The organism is Streptomyces graminofaciens, assembly GCF_030294945.1.
Lineage (GTDB): Bacteria > Actinomycetota > Actinomycetes > Streptomycetales > Streptomycetaceae > Streptomyces > Streptomyces graminofaciens.
In genome coordinates this window covers 7,747,221-7,766,874 of sequence record NZ_AP018448.1, presented here as the reverse complement: position 1 = coordinate 7,766,874, position 19,654 = coordinate 7,747,221, and the positions used below count along the sequence as shown (strand labels likewise).

General features: G+C 70.1%; 20 protein-coding genes. 11 read left to right on the top strand and 9 right to left on the bottom strand.

Features of this window, described 5'->3' with window-relative positions; translation table 11 throughout:
• The first annotated feature begins 23 nt into the window (after window positions 1–23).
• Window positions 24–860, top strand: coding sequence for a helix-turn-helix domain-containing protein (locus tag SGFS_RS34085; protein ID WP_286255995.1), 837 nt, complete (start codon window positions 24–26; stop codon window positions 858–860).
• On the opposite strand, the gene SGFS_RS34080 is transcribed toward SGFS_RS34085, so the two are convergent.
• Window positions 844–1,047: a hypothetical protein gene (locus SGFS_RS34080; RefSeq protein ID WP_434028100.1), complete on the bottom strand. Its 204-nt coding sequence runs from the start codon at window positions 1,045–1,047 to the stop codon at window positions 844–846. The two genes, SGFS_RS34085 and SGFS_RS34080, sit on opposite strands and share 17 nt — an antisense overlap.
• Window positions 1,044–1,820, bottom strand: coding sequence for an SDR family NAD(P)-dependent oxidoreductase (locus SGFS_RS34075; RefSeq protein WP_286255992.1), 777 nt, complete (start codon window positions 1,818–1,820; stop codon window positions 1,044–1,046). The genes SGFS_RS34080 and SGFS_RS34075 overlap by 4 nt, the downstream gene beginning before the upstream one ends.
• A gap of 115 nt (window positions 1,821–1,935) precedes the next feature.
• Between SGFS_RS34075 and SGFS_RS34070 the strand changes: the two genes are divergently transcribed.
• The gene (locus SGFS_RS34070) at window positions 1,936–2,373 is read left to right on the top strand and encodes an ester cyclase (RefSeq protein WP_286255990.1); all 438 of its coding nucleotides are present in this window, start codon (window positions 1,936–1,938) and stop codon (window positions 2,371–2,373) included.
• Between the two features lie 60 nt (window positions 2,374–2,433).
• Here SGFS_RS34070 and SGFS_RS34065 read toward each other — a convergent pair whose 3' ends face one another.
• Window positions 2,434–2,769, bottom strand: coding sequence for a YnfA family protein (locus tag SGFS_RS34065; protein ID WP_286255988.1), 336 nt, complete (start codon window positions 2,767–2,769; stop codon window positions 2,434–2,436).
• A gap of 134 nt (window positions 2,770–2,903) precedes the next feature.
• Between SGFS_RS34065 and SGFS_RS34060 the strand changes: the two genes are divergently transcribed.
• Entirely contained in the window at window positions 2,904–3,368 is a 465-nt protein-coding gene (locus SGFS_RS34060; RefSeq protein ID WP_286260207.1) for a hypothetical protein, read from the top strand.
• A gap of 12 nt (window positions 3,369–3,380) precedes the next feature.
• Here SGFS_RS34060 and SGFS_RS34055 read toward each other — a convergent pair whose 3' ends face one another.
• A complete protein-coding gene (locus tag SGFS_RS34055; RefSeq protein WP_286255987.1) occupies window positions 3,381–3,788 on the bottom strand; it encodes a winged helix-turn-helix transcriptional regulator in 408 nt (135 codons plus the stop codon).
• 156 nt (window positions 3,789–3,944) lie between these two features.
• Here SGFS_RS34055 and SGFS_RS34050 point away from each other — a divergent pair, with 156 nt between their 5' ends.
• Window positions 3,945–4,847 (top strand): NADP-dependent oxidoreductase, encoded by a 903-nt coding sequence (locus tag SGFS_RS34050; RefSeq protein ID WP_286255985.1) that lies wholly within the window; start codon window positions 3,945–3,947, stop codon window positions 4,845–4,847.
• A gap of 185 nt (window positions 4,848–5,032) precedes the next feature.
• On the top strand, window positions 5,033–5,833 hold the full coding sequence (locus SGFS_RS34045; RefSeq protein ID WP_350284038.1) for an LAGLIDADG family homing endonuclease: 801 nt from the start codon (window positions 5,033–5,035) through the stop codon (window positions 5,831–5,833).
• A 37-nt stretch (window positions 5,834–5,870) separates the two neighbouring features.
• Here SGFS_RS34045 and SGFS_RS34040 read toward each other — a convergent pair whose 3' ends face one another.
• On the bottom strand, window positions 5,871–7,064 hold the full coding sequence (locus tag SGFS_RS34040; protein ID WP_286260205.1) for an RtcB family protein: 1,194 nt from the start codon (window positions 7,062–7,064) through the stop codon (window positions 5,871–5,873).
• Between the two features lie 207 nt (window positions 7,065–7,271).
• On the opposite strand from SGFS_RS34040, the gene SGFS_RS34035 reads away from it, so the two are divergent.
• The 3 genes from SGFS_RS34035 (at window position 7,272) to SGFS_RS34025 (ending at window position 10,778) form a co-directional block, all read left to right on the top strand.
• Entirely contained in the window at window positions 7,272–8,096 is an 825-nt protein-coding gene (locus SGFS_RS34035) for a DUF3558 domain-containing protein (RefSeq protein WP_286255981.1), read from the top strand.
• A gap of 128 nt (window positions 8,097–8,224) precedes the next feature.
• Window positions 8,225–9,196: a hypothetical protein gene (locus SGFS_RS34030; RefSeq protein ID WP_434028099.1), complete on the top strand. Its 972-nt coding sequence runs from the start codon at window positions 8,225–8,227 to the stop codon at window positions 9,194–9,196.
• Between the two features lie 169 nt (window positions 9,197–9,365).
• Window positions 9,366–10,778 (top strand): DUF2637 domain-containing protein, encoded by a 1,413-nt coding sequence (locus SGFS_RS34025; protein ID WP_286255978.1) that lies wholly within the window; start codon window positions 9,366–9,368, stop codon window positions 10,776–10,778.
• Between the two features lie 77 nt (window positions 10,779–10,855).
• Here the strand turns inward: SGFS_RS34025 and lysS are convergent, their stop codons facing one another.
• On the bottom strand, window positions 10,856–12,598 hold the full coding sequence (lysS, locus tag SGFS_RS34020) for a lysine--tRNA ligase (RefSeq protein ID WP_286255976.1): 1,743 nt from the start codon (window positions 12,596–12,598) through the stop codon (window positions 10,856–10,858).
• Window positions 12,599–12,855: 257 nt separating this feature from the next.
• Between lysS and argS the strand changes: the two genes are divergently transcribed.
• A complete protein-coding gene (gene argS / locus SGFS_RS34015; protein ID WP_286255974.1) occupies window positions 12,856–14,640 on the top strand; it encodes an arginine--tRNA ligase in 1,785 nt (594 codons plus the stop codon).
• A gap of 103 nt (window positions 14,641–14,743) precedes the next feature.
• On the opposite strand, the gene SGFS_RS34010 is transcribed toward argS, so the two are convergent.
• Window positions 14,744–15,436, bottom strand: coding sequence for a hypothetical protein (locus tag SGFS_RS34010; protein WP_286255972.1), 693 nt, complete (start codon window positions 15,434–15,436; stop codon window positions 14,744–14,746).
• A 175-nt stretch (window positions 15,437–15,611) separates the two neighbouring features.
• On the opposite strand from SGFS_RS34010, the gene SGFS_RS34005 reads away from it, so the two are divergent.
• On the top strand, window positions 15,612–16,337 hold the full coding sequence (locus SGFS_RS34005) for a DUF4253 domain-containing protein (protein WP_286255970.1): 726 nt from the start codon (window positions 15,612–15,614) through the stop codon (window positions 16,335–16,337).
• 49 nt (window positions 16,338–16,386) lie between these two features.
• Here SGFS_RS34005 and SGFS_RS34000 read toward each other — a convergent pair whose 3' ends face one another.
• Complete coding sequence (locus tag SGFS_RS34000) at window positions 16,387–17,106, bottom strand: hypothetical protein (protein WP_286255969.1); 720 nt, start codon at window positions 17,104–17,106, stop codon at window positions 16,387–16,389.
• A gap of 151 nt (window positions 17,107–17,257) precedes the next feature.
• Between SGFS_RS34000 and SGFS_RS33995 the strand changes: the two genes are divergently transcribed.
• A complete protein-coding gene (locus tag SGFS_RS33995) occupies window positions 17,258–18,046 on the top strand; it encodes a DUF4253 domain-containing protein (RefSeq protein WP_286255967.1) in 789 nt (262 codons plus the stop codon).
• Window positions 18,047–18,239: 193 nt separating this feature from the next.
• Here the strand turns inward: SGFS_RS33995 and SGFS_RS33990 are convergent, their stop codons facing one another.
• Window positions 18,240–19,598: an aminotransferase-like domain-containing protein gene (locus SGFS_RS33990; RefSeq protein WP_286255964.1), complete on the bottom strand. Its 1,359-nt coding sequence runs from the start codon at window positions 19,596–19,598 to the stop codon at window positions 18,240–18,242.
• Between the last annotated feature and the right edge of the window lie 56 nt (window positions 19,599–19,654).

Here is a 19,654-nt window from a genome sequence, read left to right as displayed (position 1 = left end):
GTGGTGGGTCCTAGCCTTGTTCCATGGCCGCCGCACGCCGTGACACCCGAGGAATCGTCGACGCCGCGGGACTCCTCTCGCACGTGGACTTCCGCCGCCTGCTGCCCACCCCCGCCCTGCGCCCCCACGTCGAGCACTACTGGCTGATCGACTGGGACCTGCCCGAGCCGTACGTCTCACACGTCGTCCCGCACCCGGCGGTCAACATCGTCTTCCAGCGGTTCGAGGGCCAGGAGCCCTTCGTCGAGATCGCGGGCGTCCAGCACGGCCTCTTCAGCCAGAAGCTGGAGGGCCGGGGCCGGGTCTGCGGCATCAAGTTCCGGCCGGGCGGCTTCCGCCCCTTCGCCCCGCACGTCCCGGTCACCCACTGGACCGGCCGACGCGTACGCCACCCCGAACAGCCCGCGGTGCTCCCGCCCACGGACCCGGCGACGATCCTCACCCCCGACGACGAGGACGCCCGCACCGCCGCCCTCGACGCCTTCCTCCTGGGCCCGGGGCGGGAAGCCCCCCGCCCCGACCCCCAGGCCGACCTCGCCATGGCCCTGGTCGACCGCGTCCGCACCGACCGCACGATCCGCCGCGTCACCGACTTCGCCCGCGCCGAAGGCCTCTCCGTACGCCTCCTGCAACGCCTCTTCGCCGGGTACGTCGGCGTCGGCCCCAAGTGGGTCATCCTGCGCTACCGCATCCACGAGGCACTCGAACGCGCCGAGACCGAACGCGCGGTGGACTGGGCCCGCCTGGCCGCCGACCTCGGCTACGCGGACCAGGCCCACCTCGTTCGGGACTTCACGGCGACGGTGGGCGTACCGCCGACGGCGTACGCGGAGGCCGCAGTCCCTACTTCGCGTGCGTGACCGCGTAGATCATCACGAAGGCGACCACGTGGATGCCGAAGAGGAAGTAGCCGAGCGACCACCACACATACCGCTCGTTCTTCTTCTCCTCGGCGAGCCGGCGCTTCTCGACGCTCTCGCCGAGGCCCTCGTCTCGGCCCCCGTCCCCGGGCCCGCCCCCGTGCCCGCCCTCGGCCGACGCCATCACAGCTCCCGGTGGACCTTGGTGTTGGAGGCCTGGGCGCGGGGGCGCAGGACCAACAGGTCGACGTTGACATGGCTGGGCCGGGTCACCGCCCAGGTGATCGTGTCGGCCACGTCGTCCGCCGTCAGCGGCTCGGCGACCCCCGCGTACACACCCGCCGCCCGCTCCGCGTCCCCGCCGAACCGGGTCAGCGCGAACTCGTCCGTCTTCACCATCCCGGGCGCGATCTCGATCACCCGCACCGGCGTACCGACGATCTCCAGCCGCAGCGTCTCCGCGAGGACATGCGTCCCGTGCTTGGCGGCGACATAGCCCCCGCCGCCCTCGTACGTCCCGTGCCCCGCCGTCGACGACACGACGACCACCGTGCCGTCACCGCTCGCGGTCAGCGCCGGCAGCAGGGCCTGGGTGAGGTTGAGCGTGCCGATGACGTTCGTCTCGTACATCTGCCGCCAGTCCGCCGGGTCGCCCGTCGCCACCGGATCGGCACCGAGCGCGCCGCCCGCGTTGTTCACCAGCACACCGATGGTCCTGAACGCGGACGCGAACTCGTCCACGGCCGCGCGATCGGTCACATCCAGCTGGTACGCCGCCGCCGAGTGCCCCGCCGCGTTGATCTCCTCGGCCAGAGCCTCGATACGGTCCTTGCGGCGGGCCGTCAGCACCACGCGATACCCGGCCGCGGCGAGCTGCCGGGCCGTGGCGGCACCGATTCCGCCACTCGCACCGGTGACGACGGCGATGCGGGACGCGGCGGACGGTGCTGCGGTGACCATGGCTGCTCCTGGGACGACGTACTCGAAACCTTGTCCGGCCAGGATAGGCGGCGGGTGGGAACAGACCCCCGGTGGGACAATGAGACCGGTGATCCTCTCGCCTTGGAGGTGGACCATGGGACAGGCACGTGAGGTCATGGACCGGCTCACGGAGACGCTGACCACGCACCCGGATCTGAAGGCCCTCGGCGCGCTGTACGCGGAGGACGCGATCGCCGTCACCCCCGACGGCGGCGAGATCCGCGGGCGCGAGGACATCGTCGAGTACTGGCGCCAGATGACGGAAGCGATCCCCGACGCCACCTACACACCGGTGCACTCGTACGAGATCGGCGACACGGCCATCGACGAGGGCTTCTTCAGCGGTAAGAACACCGGGCCGATCCAGCTGCCCACCGGGGAGACCCTCCCCGCGACCCAGAAGGACGTCAGGATCCGCGGCGTTGACTTCGCCACCGTCAAGGACGGCCGGATCGTCGAGTACCGGCTCTACTTCGACGAGCTGGAGTTCCTGACCCAGCTGGGCCTGCTGCCGGAGGAGCCGCTCGCCTGAGCCGATGCCCCGGCCCACGGCCCGACCGATGCCCCGGCCGCCACCGGAGCGGCGCCCCGCTCACCCGCCCCGCGGCGCGTACATGATCACCGCCATGCCCGCGAGGCAGATCAGCACGCCCATGACGTCCCAGCGGTCGGGCCGGTAGCCGTCCGCGACCATGCCCCAGGCCACCGACCCGGCCACGAAGATCCCCCCGTACGCGGCCAGCACCCGCCCGAAGTGAGCGTCCGGCTGGAACGTCGCCACGAACCCGTACGCCCCCAGCGCGAGCACCCCCGCACCGATCCACACCCACCCCCGGTGCTCCCGCACGCCCTGCCACACCAGCCAGGCCCCACCGATCTCCAGCAACGCGGCGAGCAGGAACAGGGCGGCGGAACGGGCGATCAGCATGACGGCAGCTTCGCACCGTGCGCCGGGTGCTCCGGGCGGGGGTTCCCGACGGCCGGGAGGCCTGAGCCGCGTCTCCGGTGGGATACATCCGGTGACTCACGAACGCGAACGGACGGGGTGTGGTTGTCGTGCGGATGCCCGGAGCACTGGGTGCGGCTCTCGTCGTGACCGTCGCCCCACTCACGCACGCACCGGCATCCGCGCTCGCCCCCGACACCCGCCTCGCCTACCACGGCTCGGTCGCCATGACCGCCGGCATCGTCGACGTCCGCCTCACCCCGCACAACCGCGGCCCCCGGCCCGTCACCGCCGCGACCGTACGACTGCGCTGGTCGGCCCCCCTCACGGACCGCCAGCGCCTCCCCGACGGCTGCGCCCGCGCCGGGGCGCGCACGGTGATCTGCGGGACGGGCCCGCTCGCGGCGGACGCCACCGGCGCCGAGATCGCCCTCCGCGTCCGCCTCCGGGGCGCCCCCGCCGAGGTGCACCTCGACATCGACACGGCCTGGCGCGGCGACGGCCCCACCGACCGCCGCCACCACCACGAGGACCGCCTGCGCGTACTGGCCCTGGACACGGGCGACGCCTACGCGTTCTGACCGCGCCGGGGCCTACTGATCCCCATCGGAGCCGTCGTACCGCTCCCGCGCCTCATGGACCTCCTCGATGTGTGTCTCCGCCCAGTCCTTCACGGCGAGGAGCAGCAGGCTCAGGCTGTGGCCGAGCTGCGTGAGCTCGTAGTCGACGCGCACCGGGACGGACGGGGTGACGGTACGGGCCACGATCCCGTCCCGCTCCAGTGAACGCAGCGTCTGCGTCAGCATCTTGGGACTGACGCCCGCGATCCGGCGCCCCAGATCGCTGTACCGCATGGCCCCGCCGGCAAGGGCGCTCACCACCAGGCTCACCCACTTGTCGCTGAGCCGGTCGAGGAGCTGGTTGGTGGGACAGCCCCTGATGAACGCGTCGTACTCGGCACGGGCCTGTTCCCGCCGCTGCGCCGCCGTCATGGTCGCCATCGGGTCACCTCCGGGTGAGGTACGCACCTTGAGGTGCCTACTTACCAGAAGATAGTACCTATCCCTAGGGTTGCGACTGCGGGACGGAAGCGATGAAAACCCGCACGGATCGCCTCTATCACCCTCTATCACCATCTATCAACCCTGGAGAAGACAATGCGTGCTGCTGTGGTGACGTCCTTCGGCGGCCCCGAGGCCGTGGAGATCGTGGAGACGGAGATCCCGGAGCCCGGCCCCGGACAGATACGGATCAAGGTGACCGCGGCAGCGCTCAACCCCGTGGACGCGGGCGTACGTTCCGGCGCCTTCGGCGGTACGGACGAAGCGATCGCCCTCGGCTGGGACGTGGCGGGCACGATCGACGCGACGGGCGCCGACACGGACACGGGCTGGCGGATCGGCGACGAAGTGGTGGCGATGGCGTACGGCCCGTTCAAGCGCCCCGGCACGGGCGCCCACGCGGAGTACGTGCTCGTCGGGACGGCGGACCTGGCCAAGGCCCCCGAGACCCTGGACGCGCCCCTCGCCGCCACCCTCCCCCTCAACTCCCTCACCGCGGCCCAGGCCCTGGACCTGCTGAACCTCACCCCCGGCCAGACCCTCCTGGTGACCGGCGCGGCGGGCGCGGTGGGCGCCTACGCCGTCCAACTGGCCACCCACCAGGGCATCGAGGTCACCGCCCTGGCCCGCGAAACGGACGAGGCCTACGTACGCGCCCTGGGCGCCGCCCACTTCACGTCGACAACCGTCGCCCCGGCAAGCGTGGACGCGGTACTGGACGCGGCCCTACTCGGCGAGACGGCCCTGCCCTGGGTCCGCGACGCCGGCACCTTCGTAGGCGTGATCCCGGGCGCCCACCCGGCCCCCGTCCGCGGCATCCACACCACCTCGGTCAGCGTCACCCCCGACGCCACCCGCCTGGCAGAACTGGTGACCCTCGCCGACAAGGGCGTCCTGACGACCCGAGTCGCCGAGACCTACCCCCTCACCGAGGCGGCGAAGGCCCACGCCCGCCTGGGGGAGGGCGGCGTGCGGGGGAGGTTGGTTCTCGTCCCCTGAGGCCGCCCATAACTCACAAGGGTGAACCCTCTCGACCACCCACACGATGCCCGAACTCCCGACCTAGGCTCGCGCCACAACATCAATTCGACGGCCCTCGGCTGGGCGGCATCCCAGCCGAGGGCCTGACCGACAAGGAAGCGGGCTTCCCTGTGGCTGATTGCGAGCCTAGCGCTCACCAGTTCATGGACCTCACGGTCCCGGCGTACGCGTACATGTTCGGGTTCTTGCAGGCGGATGGGCACCTCAAGCAAGGGCCGGGCAGGAAGGGCCGGTTGAGTGTCGAGATCAGCGCGCGGGACATTGATCTACTGCGCGAGTTCCAGAAGCTGACGCCGTACTACAGCAGCGTTACCGAGCGCACCCGATCAACGAACTTCGCCGAGAGCGCGCACTCGGCGGTCTGGAGCCTGTGCTCCCTCGAAGCCAGGACCAAGGTGAACGAACTCGGCCTGCCTTACGGCCACAAGTCGAAGACGATCGCCCCGCCCGGCATCGAGTTCTCCGCCCGTGACTATCTCCGAGGTCTCATCGACGCAGACGGGTCAATCGGTTTCACCGGCAAGGGATTCCCTTTCGTCTCCCTCACCACGGCCAGCACAGCCATCGCTTCTCACCTGGGCGAATACGCCAGGGAGGTGACAGGAGCCGAGCGCGTCATCAGTCGCAACACCCGGGACGACATCTACAACGTCTTCTATTCGATGGAAGTAGCCCAGCGCCTTGCAGCCGACCTCTACTACTCCGGCTGCCTGTCCCTGGAACGCAAGCGCACAGCCGCCGACTCTTTCGCCGCCTGGGCACGCCCCATTGGCATGCGTGCCGCATACACGAGGCGCCGCTGGAGTGAACAGGAAGACCGGATCCTGCTGGAACTCAACAGCCCAACAGCAGCTGCCGAGGAGCTTGGCCGCACCGTCCAAAGCTGCAATCTCCGCCTCTGGCGCCTACGCAACGGCCAGGTCCCCATGCCAAATGACCGCTGAGTGAGCAAGGCCCCGGCTCCTGCCGGGGCCTTCCGCGTCAACCCTTCACACAGATGAACTGCTTCAGCTTCGCCACGACCTCAACGAGATCGCGCTGCTGATCCATTACTTGCTCGATCGGCTTGTACGCCCCCGGAATCTCATCCACGACGCCTGAGTCCTTACGGCACTCCACACCCCGCGTCTGCTCCTCCAGATCCTTCGTCGAGAAGCGCCGCTTCGCCGCGTTGCGGCTCATGCGCCGCCCCGCGCCGTGCGAAGCCGAGTTGAACGCCTTCTCGTTGCCGAGCCCCTTAACGATGTACGTGGCCGTACCCATCGATCCCGGGATGATTCCGAGGTCGCCCGCACCCGCCCTGATCGCACCCTTGCGGGTCACTAGCAGGTCCATCCCCTCGTAGCGTTCCTCCGCTACGTAATTGTGATGGCAGCTGACCTCCATTTCGAAGGTCGGCTTCGCCTTCTTGAACTCCTTGCGGATCACGTCCTTGAGGAGCGCCATCATGATCGAGCGGTTGTACTTCGCGTACTCCTGCGCCCAGTAGAGGTCATTCCGGTACTCAGCCATCTGCGGGTTGTCCGAGACGAAGACGGCAAGGTCGCGGTCGACCAAGCCCTGGTTGTGCGGAAGCTTCTGGGCCACGCCGATGTGGTGCTCGGCCAGTTCCTTGCCGATGTTCCGGGAACCGGAGTGGAGCGTGAGCCACACCACCCCCTCGGTATCGAGGGAAACCTCCAGGTAGTGATTTCCACTGCCGAGCGTCCCCATCTGCAAAGCCGCCCGCTCCCGCCGGAACTTCACCGCATCGGCAACCCCGTCAAACCGCCCCCAGAAGTCCTCCCACCCAGCGGTCCCGAACCCGTGCAGCCGCCCCGGATCCACGGGATCGTCATGCATCCCCCGCCCCACCGGAATGGCCTGCTCGATCTTCGACCGAAGCCGCGACAGGTCTCCCGGCAGGTCGTTGGCCGTGAGCGACGTCCGTACCGCCGACATCCCGCACCCGATGTCGACCCCCACCGCCGCAGGACACACCGCGCCCTGCATCGCGATGACCGAGCCGACCGTCGCGCCCTTGCCGTAGTGGACGTCCGGCATGACGGCCAGCCCCTTGATCCACGGCAGCGTCGCGACATTCCGCAGCTGCTGGAGCGCCACGTCCTCGACCGACGCCGGGTCGGTCCACATGCGGATGGGGACCTTCGCGCCCGGTATCTCCACGTATGACATATCGCCCTCATTCCCCCGCGAAACAGATAAAAGTCTCAGAACGCAAAACCGGCGCCAAGGTCGCTGATAAGGGATCTCGGACCGGCGTCCACGGCAGTGCGTGCGATACACATGGTGCCCGGGGGTCACCCCCGTGCGGCAAGTGAATAACCACAGGACAGGAACGCGAGAGGCGTCCCCAGGGACCCCGTCGAGAGGAGCCCCACCGTGCAGCGGAAGGCGTACGTACCCGGCGTCGCCGTGCTCCTCGCGGCACTGCTGACCGCGTGCACGAGCTCGGACGACGGCGATGCGACCGACGACTCCCGCCCGGGCGACGCCGCCGCGACGGCCTCCCCCGCCCAGCCCGGCCGTTACGACACGCTCCCGGTGGCCTGCGGCTCGGTCGGCCAGGAGACCCTCGACTCCCTCCTCCCCGGCATCGAGCAACTGACGGACGCCGACCAGCGCAAGGAGGCGTACAAGGGCGAGGCGACGCAGACGTACGACACCGACCGCAAGGCCGGCTGCCGTTGGAAGGCGGAGTCGACGGACGCCACCGACCGCCTCTTCGTCGACTTCGAGCGCGTGATGTCGTACGAGAACCCGGTCAGCGACGACAGCAAGGCCGAGGAGGTCTACGGCACCAAGGAGGAGGCCGCGGATCTGCCCCAGCCGACGGCCACCGACTCCGCGGCCGAGGAGCAGAGCACGGCGGCCGGCGAGGGCGACGCCAGTCCGTCCAAGTCCTCCGCCAAGTCCTCGTCCGGCTCCGCGTCGGGCAGCCCGTCCTCCTCGCCCTCCGCCTCCGCGACCCCGGCCTCCCTCCAGCCCCGCATCCTCGACGATCTCGGCGACGAGGCGTTCCTTGACGACGTGCTCGGAACGAGCGGGCAGCGCACGGTGACTGTGGTGTTCCGCACGTCGAACGTGATCGTGACGGTGGAGTACGAGGAGCAGCCGGCGACCACGACGGCCGTGCCGGACAGTGAGGAAATGCAGGACAGGGCGCGGAATCTGGCCGAGCGGCTGGCGGAGTCGTTCGAGGGCTGAGCCGCGTTCGGGGCGGGCGGGGGCGGTACGGCGAACCCCCTGAACCACGACCGGACTTCTTCCTCACCGCGTACCGTGGCCCCTCGGACCGATTGATGACCGTCTTGAACGTCATGAGTGAAGGAACCATGCAACGAGCCGCAGAGTCAGATCAGCGTCAGCCGCGAGCAGCCGCACGTACCGGGCGTCTCGGCCGGGTTCTCGTGGGCGCAGCAGTCGTCCCGATGATGCTCTTGGCGGTCGGCTGTTCCTCGGACTCGGACTCCGACAGCGCCTCCGGTGACGACCAGCCGGCGGGCGCGAGCGCGCAGCCGGGGGAGACCAGTGAGGCGCCTCAGGTGGCGCAGGCGGCGTACGCGAAGCTGCCGGACGCGTGTGAGGTGTTCGCGCGGAAGTCGCTGACGTCGCTGGTGCCGAAGGGTGTGAAGTCGGGCAAGGCGATCAACGCCCCGGAGGCGGATGTCACCGGTGACTGCCGTTGGACGAGCCTGGACGACAACGGTGTGAAGGGTTCGCAGTACCGCTGGCTGAGTGTGTCGCTGCATCTGCTGGAGTCGGACGCGACCAACGGCCCCGGCGAGGACCGGGCGCACGAGGCGTTCGAGGACAAGGTGACGGCGGCCAAGGCCACGGACGGCGCGAAGAACGTCAAGACGGAGACGGCGACGGGCCTCGGCGACGAGGCGACGGTGGTCCGCTACGAGCTGAAGAAGAAGGGCGACACCTTCAAGCAGCAGACGGTCGTGGTGCGCACGGAGAACGTGGTCGTCACCCTCGACTACAACGGCGCGGGTCTGGCGGGCGAGAAGACGCCGGACGCGGCCGCTCTGGTGAAGTCCGCGAAGTCCGCGGCGAAGGAGGTCGTGGCCTCGGTGGCCGACGCCAACGACCCGGACGGCGGCAAGGCGAGCGCGTCCCCGTCGAAGAGCGCGAGCAAGACGCCTTCGAAGACCCCGTCCAAGACTCCGTCGAAGGGCGCCACGAAGGCGTCGTCGTCAGGTGGCTCGGGTTCGGACCTCAGCTCGGGCTCGGACGACGATTCGGACAGCTCCTCGTCGAGCGGCTCGTCCTCGTCCACCCGCAAGAAGACGTCGAGGTAGTCCTCGACTCGCCGCCCCACCTGGCCTTTTACCGGAGCCCGGCCCCTTGTGGGACCGGGCTCCGCACATACCGGCAATCTGTCCGCCGCACAGATGTGCCACCCTGTTGCGCGCAACAACATGCAAGGGGAGGGGAGTACCGGTGGCCGCGCCAATGCAGCTGACTCGGATGCACCGCGTTCTCATCGGCGTGGTCGTGACCGGCGCGGTGATCATCGCCGGTATCGGCTTCGCGGGTTCGTACGCGGCCGTCCGCGAACTGGCCATCAAGAAGGGCTTCGGGAACTTCTCCTACGTCTTCCCGATCGGCATCGACGCGGGTATCTGCGTCCTGCTGGCCATGGACCTGCTCCTGACGTGGATCCGCATCCCCTTCCCGCTGTTGCGCCAGACGGCGTGGCTGCTGACGGCGGCGACGATCGCGTTCAACGGCGCGGCGGCCTGGCCGGACCCGCTGGGTGTGGGTATGCACGCGGTGATCCCGGTGCTGTTCGTGGTGGCGGTGGAGGCGGCCCGCCACGCGATCGGCCGTATCGCGGACATCACGGCGGACAAGCACATGGAGGGCGTCCGCATGACGCGCTGGCTGCTCTCCCCCGTCCCCACCTTCCTGCTCTGGCGCCGGATGAAGCTGTGGGAGCTGCGCTCCTACGACCAGGTCATCAAGCTGGAGCAGGAACGTCTCGTCTACCAGGCCCGCCTCCGCTCCCGCTTCGGCCGGGCCTGGCGCCGCAAGGCCCCGGTGGAGTCCTTGATGCCGCTGAGACTGGCGAAGTACGGGGTGCCCCTGGCGGAGACGGCCCCGTCGGGCTTGGCGGCGGCGGGAATCGAACCGGCGGTGCTGCCCCCGGCGGCTCCCCTGGTCGCGGACGATCGTGCCGTTGGGGCGGCGCCCGTCCCGCAGAGAACGGCACCTCCCGGTGAGCAGCGCCCCCAGCTGGAGAGCGCTCCAGCCGCCGAGCGGCCTGAATACGCCGGGCAACCGCAACAGGCGCAGCAACCCGGGTACGTGCAGCGACCGGAACCGGCCGGGGCCCCCGCCCCGGACGAAAGCCCCTGGCTGCACGCCCGCCACCCCCAAGAGGTTCCCTATCAGGGCGGCTACGACCCCACGTACGACCCGACCTACGACCCCTCCTACGACGCCCAGTACGTCCCGGAGGAGCAGTACGAGGACTGGTACGAGGACCAGGAGCCGGACCAGTACCAGCAGCCCTCCATGGAGGAGACGGGCAGCTTCCCGATCCCGGCGGGCCCCGGCCGCACGCGCCAGCTCGGCGAAGGCGCGACTCAACAACCGCAGCAGCCCCAGCCCACTCCGCAGGACCCCGCCTCGGAACAGCTCCCCATCCCCACCCCCCGTGAGGAAGCGAGTCCTCTCTCCGACGAGAAGGCCCAGGAGGAGGCGTACTACCAGGTGTTCCGTCAGTCGATAGACGGCAGTTACCCCACGCCCCGCGTCCTCGGCGACAACATCCAGGCGACGTACGGCACGACGCTGAGCGCCAGTGCCCTGAAGACCCTCGCGGAGCGCTTCCAGAACCGCCACACCGCGGAACTGGAAGAGGACCACATCGCGTAACGCACGCGTCCGCACACGACGGAGGGGGTGCCCGGCGAACACCGGGCACCCCCTCCTCGTACGCGTACGACCGGGGCCTACTCCCCGAGCAGGGCCCGCACCCGGTCCTGCCCCACCGCGAGCAGCAGCGTGGGCAGGCGCGGGCCGGTGTCACGGCCGACGAGCAGGTGGTACAGCAGGGCGAAGAAGGACCGCTGGGCGGTCTTGATCTCCGCCGGCAGCTCCTTGGGCGTGGCGTCGGCGGGGAACCCGGCCTGGACCTTGGGCACGCCGTAGACGAGGTGGGTGAGCCCGTCGAGGGACCAGTGCTCGGCGAGCCCGTCGAGCAGGAGCCGCAGCGAGCCCTGGCCCTGCTCGTCGAGGGACTTCAGCAGCTCGGCGTCGGGCTCGTCGCGCACGATGGTCCGCTGGTCGGCGGGGACGTGCGTGTTGATCCAGGCCTCGGCCTTGTCGAGCCGCGGCCGTACCTCGTCGAGGGAGGACAGCGGGTCGGTGGGGTCGAGTTCGCCGAGGATGCGGAGGGTCTGGTCCTCGGCGCCGGCGGTGATGTCGGCGACGGAGGCGAGGGTCCGGTACGGCAGGGGCTTCGCCGTCTTCGGCAGCTCACCGGCGGCCGTGCGCACGGCACGCGCGTGGGCGGCGACGTCGCCGGGGAGGGCGGAGCCGTCGGCCACCTTCGCGTCGAGCTTGTCCCACTCGTCGTAGAGGCGCTGGATCTCCTGGTCGAAGGCGATCTTGAAGGACTGGTTGGGCCGGCGGCGGGCGTAGAGCCAGCGCAGGAGCTGCGGCTCCATGATCTTCAGCGCGTCGCCGGGCGTCGGAACGCCACCGCGGGACGAGGACATCTTGGCCATGCCGCTGATGCCCACGAAGGCGTACATGGGCCCGATCGGCTGCTTCCCGCCGAAGATCCCGACGATCTGCCCACCGACCTGGAACGACGAACCCGGGGACGAGTGGTCGACACCGCTCGGCTCGAAGACGACGCCCTCGTACGCCCACCGCATGGGCCAGTCGACCTTCCAGACGAGCTTGCCGCGGTTGAACTCGTTCAGCGCGACGGTCTCGCCGAAACCGCAGGCGTCGCACACGTACGACAGCTCGGTGGTGTCGTCGTCGTAGGAGGTGACGGTGGTGAAGTCCTTCTCGCAGTCACCGCAGTAGGGCTTGTACGGGAAGTACCCGGCGGAGCCGGAGGAACCGTCGTCCTCCTCGGCCGCGCCGGAACCCTCGGCGGCCTCCAGCTCGGCCTCGTCGAGGGGCTTCTGCTGCTGCTTGGCGGCGGGCTTGGGCTTGGTGCGGTACTGGGCGAGGACGGCGTCGATGTCCCCGCGGTGCTTCATGGCGTGCAGGACCTGCTCGCGGTACACCCCGGAGGTGTACTGGGCCATCTGGCTGATGCCGTCGAACTCGACGCCCAGCTCGGCGAGGGAGTCGACCATGGCGGCCTTGAAGTGCTCGGCCCAGGTCGGGTGCGGGGAGCCCTTGGGGGCCGGGACGGAGGTCAGCGGCTTGCCGATGTGCTCGGCCCAGGTCTCGTCGACGCCGGGGACCCCGTTCGGCACCTTGCGATACCGGTCGTAGTCGTCCCAGGAGATCAGATGGCGTACCTGACGTCCCCGCCGACGGATCTCGTCGGCGACGAGGTGCGGGGTCATGACCTCGCGCAGGTTCCCGAGGTGGATGGGGCCGGACGGGGAGAGCCCGGAGGCGACGACGACCGGTTTGCCCGGGGCCCGACGCTCCGACTCCTCGATGACCTCATCCGCGAAACGGGAGACCCAGTCGGTGGTCTCGGTGCTCTGAGCCACGATCGGCACGTCCTCTTTTTCTGTAGGTTCTCCATGGCCGCCGGTACGGTCACCCGGCCGACCGCCCCATTCTCCCAGACTCGCGCCCCGTCAGGGGCGCGGGGAACCGCGTGAGCGACCACAGACGAACCCGCGCCCGCCGACAGACCCTGATCATCCGAGCTCCAGGGCGCGTCCACCCCGCCCCTCGCCCGAGAAAACCCCTTTACCCCCCGTGGGATACTGACCGCATCCACCCGTATCCCGAGGAGAACGGCTCCCACCCCATGGCCCCGGTCACGTCCCTCACCGCCTCCGTCCACCAGCGCCTCGCGACGGCCCTCTCGGCAGCCCTGCCGGAGGCCGGTTCCGTCGACCCGCTGCTGCGACGAAGCGACCGGGCGGACTTCCAGGCCAACGGCATCCTGGCCCTGGCGAAGAAGGCGAAGGCCAACCCCCGGGAGCTGGCGACCCAGGTCGTCGCGAAGGTCGAGTCGGGTGACCTGCTGAAGGAGATCGAGGTCTCCGGCCCCGGCTTCCTCAACATCACGCTCACCGACGGCGCGATCACGCGGAACCTCGCGGCGCGGTACGCGGACGCGGACCGCCTCGGCGTGGCCACGGCCGACGACCCGGGCACGACGGTCATCGACTACGCGCAGCCGAACGTGGCGAAGGAGATGCACGTAGGCCACCTCCGCTCCGCCGTGATCGGCGACGCGGTCGTCCAGATCCTGGAGTTCACGGGCGAGACGGTGGTCCGCAGGCACCACATCGGTGACTGGGGCACCCAGTTCGGCATGCTCATCCAGTACCTCCTGGAGCACCCGCACGAGCTGGACCACAAGTCCGACACCGAGGACACGGCGGCCTCCGGCGAGGAGGCGATGTCGAACCTGAACCGCCTCTACAAGGCCTCGCGCGCGCTGTTCGACTCGGACGAGGAGTTCAAGACGCGGGCCCGCCGCAGGGTGGTCGACCTCCAGGCGGGCGACCCGGAGACGCTCGCCCTGTGGCAGCGTTTCGTCGACGAGTCGAAGATCTACTTCTACTCGGTCTTCGAGAAGCTCGACATGGAGGTCCGGGACCCGGACATCGTCGGCGAGTCGGGTTACAACGACATGCTGGACGAGACCTGCCGCCTCCTGGAGGAGTCCGGCGTCGCGGTCCGCAGCGAGGGCGCGCTCTGTGTCTTCTTCGACGACGTCAAGGGCCCGGACGGCAACCCGGTCCCGCTGATCGTCCAGAAGTCCGACGGCGGCTACGGCTACGCGGCGACGGACCTGTCCGCGATCCGCGACCGCGTCTTCAACCTGAAGGCGAACACGCTGGTCTACGTCGTGGACGCCCGCCAGTCGCTGCACTTCAAGATGGTCTTCGAGACGGCCCGCCGGGCGGGCTGGCTGAACGACGAGGACGTCACGGCGTACCAGCTGGCGTTCGGCACGGTGCTGGGCAAGGACGGCAAGCCGTTCAAGACGCGTGAGGGCGAGACGGTCCGGCTGCAGGACCTCCTCGACGAGGCGATCGACCGGGCGACGACCGTCGTCCGGGAGAAGGCCGAGAAGGTGGGCCTGTCCGAGCGGGAGATCGTGGAGAACGGCCGGTACGTCGGCGTCGGCGCGGTGAAGTACGCCGACCTGTCGACGTCGGCGGTGCGGGACTACAAGTTCGACCTGGACCAGATGGTCTCGCTGAACGGCGACACGTCCGTCTACCTCCAGTACGCGTACGCCCGTATCCAGTCCATCCTCCGCAAGGCGGGCGAGGCGCGCCCGGCGGCCCACGCGGAGCTGGAGCTGGCCCCGGCGGAGCGGGCGCTCGGTCTGCACCTGGACCAGTTCGGGGAGTCGCTGGCGGAGGTGGCGACGTCGTACGAGCCGCACAAGCTGGCGGCGTACCTGTACAAGCTGGCGACGCTGCTGACGACGTTCTACGACCAGTGCCAGGTGCTGAGCGACGACAACCCGACGGAGGTCGTCGAGAACCGCCTGTTCCTGGTGGATTTGACGGCCCGCACGCTGCACCGGGGCATGGGCCTGCTGGGCATCAGGACGCCCGAGCGGCTCTGAGCCCCGGCGAGTACAGCGCGTTCAGCGGATACAGCGGTTACAGCGGATAAAGGGAGTGGGGGCACCGGCCGGTGCCCCCACTCCCCTTTTCCCCCGTTGCGGATCAGCGGTTGCCGATCCAGGCGTTGAACTTCACGTTCACGGTGGAGGTGACCTGCCGCTTGGTGATCGTGGCGGTACCGGCGGACTTGTAGAGCGGGGCGGCGTTCCAGGCCGCGGTCGCGGAGATGTTGTCGCCCGTCACGACGACGGTGGCGTTCTTCGCCGGGGTGACGGCGAAGGCGCCGTTGAGGTTGGTGACGGAGCGCGTGAACTTCTGCGCCTTGACGCCGCCCTTGAGCTGGTAGGACAGGACGGTCTTCTGGGTGATGACCGGGACGCCGTAGATGCGCTCGGTGGCGGTGAAGGTCAGGGTGATGTGCCGTGCGCCGCCCGCGACCTTCTGGACGCCCTTGACGTCGGCGACGAAGCGGACGTCCTTGTTGAAGGCCTCCTCGTTGTGTCCGCCCCGGTTCACATAGCCGCCGGCGCGCACGGCGTACGCCTTCTGGACGGCCGGGCTCTGGAGGTAGTCGACGAACTTCTGCTGCTTGGCCTTGGGCAGCTTGTCGAACGCCTTGAGCGTCTTGACGTCCTTGGTCTTCAGAAAGGCCCGGTAACCGGCCACGGTCAGCTTGTCCTTGGGGGCCTGCGGGGCGGCCACGGCGGTGCCCTGGGCGGCGACGCCGGTGAACAGCAGGGCTCCGGCGACGGCGGCGAGGGTGGCGGTGCGGGCGGTGGTGGCGAGTGTGCGCATGGTGAAGGTGCCTTCCGAGCGGGTCGGGATCGGAGCATGACGGCGGGGCCGGATGCGCAACGAGCCTATTTTTCTTCGGAATTGACAGAAATCGTCTCTTCGGGCAGTGCCCTTTGGTGCAGTACGGGGCCCACGGGACAGGTGGTTGTCAGTGCCCGCCCCTACAGTCACCGGCATGACGAAGTCCCCTCATCCGCCGCTGTCGTACGCGGACACGACGACCGCCGTGCCCGGCGACTGGGCGCGGCGGACGGCTGGGCCGCGTCCGCTGATCGTGAAGACGGGAGGCGACGCCCACGAGAGCGGGCCGGAGCAGTGGCGTCTGGACCCCGGGCGCGTGTCACGGCCCGGGGATCACGACGCCGAGGAGGTCCTCGCCGGCTTCTGGCCCGACGAGGACGAGGTGGCCGAGGACCCCGAGTGGTACGCCGAGGTGCTCGCCCCCTTCGGGCCGGGCTGGCCGGGGCTCGCCCCGGCCGGAGTCCTCGACGCCGATCCGGACGCCCGCGCCGCCGAGGTCGCCGACTCCCTGCTGGCCGACGGCCACTGGCGGACCTGGCTGAAGGACCCGCGCCTGGCCCTCGTCCCGACGGGCCGCAGCGCGGACGTCCCGGCGGCGATCGGCTGGACGGGCCCGGTGCACCACGAGAGAGACGTGGCCCGCCTCTGCGCGGTCCTGCGCTCCTGGGAGGACCGCTTCGGCATACGGGTCGTCGCCCTCTCCTACGACATGCTCGTCGTCTCCGTGGCCGCCCCGCCCCGCACCCGGGCGCAGGCGGAGGCGATCGCGGTCGAGCACTACGCCTTCTGCCCGGGCGTCGTGCAGGGCGGCGAATCACTCGGCGGGTACGCGGAGGAGGAACTGCTCGGCAAGTCGATCTGGGCGTTCTGGTGGGACTGAGCAGGCCCTCTCCCGTCTAGGGCCTGTCGTCAGGTTCCCGTCTGCCGGCTCAGCCCTTGGCGAGTACGGCGGTGAACTTCTCGGTGGCGCCGTGGGAGCCGGTGATGGTCTGCCGCTTGGCGACGGCGCCGCTGCCGGCGGACTTGTACAGCGGGGTGGTGTTCCAGGTGAGGCCGGCGACGACGGTCTTCTTGCCCTTGACGACGGCGGTGCCGTTCGACGCGCCGACGGCGAAGGCGGCGTTGAGGTTGGTGACCGAGCTCTTGACCTTCGGCTTGCCGGTGATCTGGGGCTGGGGACGGAAGTCCTCGAACCGGTAGGAGAGCGTGGTCCTCTGGGTGACGACCGGGATGTTGTAGATCCGCTCGGTGGCGGTGAAGTTCACGGTGATGTCGTGGATGCCGTGATCGCCCTCGGGGTACGTGGTCCTGACGTCTCCCACGAAGCGGATGTCGGGGTTGTACGCCACCTCCTTGTGCCCGCTCTTGCCCAGCGTGCCGCCGACGGTGACGGCGAACGCCTTGGTGACGGCCCGGTTCTGCAGATAGCCGACGAACTTCTGCTGCTTGACCTTGGGCAGCTTGTCGAACGCCTTGAGCGTTTTGACGTCCTTGCTCTTCAGAAAGGCCCGGTAACCGGCCACGGTCAGCTTGTCCTTGGGGGCCTGCGGAGCGGCCACGGCGGTGCCCTGGGCGGCGACACCGGTGAACAGCACCGCACCGGCGACGGCGGCGAGGGTGGCGGTGCGGGCGGCGGTGAGTGTGCGCATGGTGAAGGTGCCTTCCGAGTGATCATGGAGTGGGGCGGGTGCGCAACGAGCCTATTTTTCATGGGAGTTGACGGACATTGTCTCTTCGGGCAGTGCCCGGTGAGGCAATGTGGGCGCTCGGCTGTCAGTACCACCCCCTACAGTCACCGGCATGGCGACACTTCCCAATCCGCTGCCCGGGCTGGCGGACGACCCGAGCGGCCGCACCCTCGGCCTGGACCTCCCGCTGCCGGCCGGGCGGCTGGTGGACACGACGGACGAGGGCCGGTGGCCCGAGCCGCTGCTGTGGCACGCCGACGAGCCGGCCGCGCCCGGTGCCTGGTCGGCCGTCCTGCCCGCGCGGCGCACGGCGGGGCTGCTCCCGGTCCTGGTGGACCTCGGCAGCCAGGGCGGCCCGGAGGGCTGGGAGCTGATGCCGGACGAGGCGTCGTATCCGGGTGACCACGACGCCGAGGAGGTGCTCGCCGAGTCCTGGACCGAGTGCGCGGAGGAGCCCGACTGGCCGGGCCTCGCGGACTCCCCGGAGCCCACGGCCGACCCGGACGCCCTGGCCGCCGAGACCGCCGACACCCTGGCGGCCGACTCCGCCCGGCTGAAGGAGCCCCGGCTCGCCCTGGTCCCGGCCCGCCGCAGCGCGGACATCCCGGCGGCCATCGGCTGGACGGGCCCGATGAACCACGAGAACGACGTGGCCCGCCTCTGCGCGGTCCTGCGCTCCTGGGAGGACCGCTTCGGCATACGGGTCGTCTCGCTCACCTTCGACCAACTGACCGTCTCGGTGGCGGCCCCGCCCACCACCGACTCGGAGGCGGAGTCGGTGGCCGCCGAACACTTCGCGTTCTGCCCCGACAACATCTGGCAGGGCACGGAAGACGGCTCCCTGGCGGCATACGCCAAGACCCTGCCCGGCGCACGCACCTGGTCCTTCTGGTGGGACTGACCGCGCCCCCCGTAAGGGGCGCGGGGCTGTGTCGATATGCGGCTCCGCCGCGTGGGCGCGAGCAACCACAACGACCCCGCACCCGCCGACGAACCCGGACCCCCCGAGCTCTCGAGCGCAGCATGCGGAGTCGAAGGGGCGACAGCCCCTGAAGGACGGGACGGGTAGGGGCGGCGGGGGCGAAACCCCCCGATCAGACCACCCCGTCCCCCAACCCCTTCCCCAACCGACGCAGCCCCTCCCGGATCTCCCCCGGCGACTGAGTGACAAAGCACAGCCGCAACGCCGACCGCTCCGGCTCCCCCGCGTAGAAGGGCGCCCCCGGCACATACGCCACACCCTGCTCGACCACGCGCGGCAGCAACCCCGTGGTGTCGTACGACGACGGCAGCCGAACCCAGAGAAACATGCCACCCTCGGGCCGGCTCCAGACGGACCCGGCGGGAAGGGCGTCAGCCAGGCCGGCGAGCATGGCGTCCCGTCGCTCGCGGTACACCGCAGCGACCCGGCCCACATGCGCATCGAGATCACGGTCGGCCAAGTACCGCGCCGCGGCGAGCTGGTTGACGGTCGGCGTATGCAGATCGGCCGCCTGCTTGGCGACCACACACGCCCGACGCAACGCGGCCGGCGCCCGCAGCCAGCCCAGCCGCAGCCCGGGTGCCATCACCTTGGAGAAGGAGCCCAGCAGGACGGTCCGGTCCTCGGCGCCGGGGCAGGAGGCGATCCACGGCACCCGCTCACCCTCGAAGCGGAGTTCGCCGTACGGGTCGTCCTCGACGATCCACAGTCCGTGCCGGGCCGCGACGGAGGCGACGGCGGCGCGGCGCCCGACCGGCAGGGTGCGCCCGGTCGGGTTCTGGAAGGTGGGCACGGTGTAGAGGAACTTGGGCCGCAGCCGTACGACCAGTTCCTCCAGCACGGCCGGGTTTAGCCCGTCCGCGTCGCCGGGCACGGCCACCACTTGCGCCCCCGCGAAGCGGAACGCCTGGAGTGCCGCCAGATAGCAGGGGTCCTCGACCAGCACGACGTCCCCGGGCTCCAGCAGAGCCGTGGCGAGCAGCGACAGCGCCTGCTGTGAACCGGTGGTGACGAGCAGATCGTCCGCGCCGGTCGGCAGCCCCCGCGCCGCGTATCGCGCCGCGAGCGCCTCGCGGAGCACCGGTTCGCCCTCCGTGGTCGCGTACTGCAGCGCCCGCCCTGCCGAGTCGGCGAGCACATCGCGGAACGCGGCCGCGACGCCCTCGGCGTCGAACAGCTCGGGAGCGGGCAACCCACCCGCGAAGTTGACGACTTCGGGCCGCGCGGTGACGGCGAGGATGTCCCGAACGGGGGAACCTCCGACGGCGGCGACGCGCCCTGCGAGGGCCGGCGGCTCCACGATTTCCGGGGCGCCCACACCCGCCACAGCTCCCTGGGCCCCCTCCGGAACACCGTCCGCCACCCCCTCCCCGGCCTCCGCCCGAACCCCCTGGGAAGCCCCGACCCCCGCGCCCATCTCGGCTTCTGTCCCGGCACCCGCCCCGGCCTCGGCCACATCCACGCCGTTCATCACACCGCTCCTTCGACGCTCATGGACGGCACGCCCCCGCCCCGACTCGGACTCAC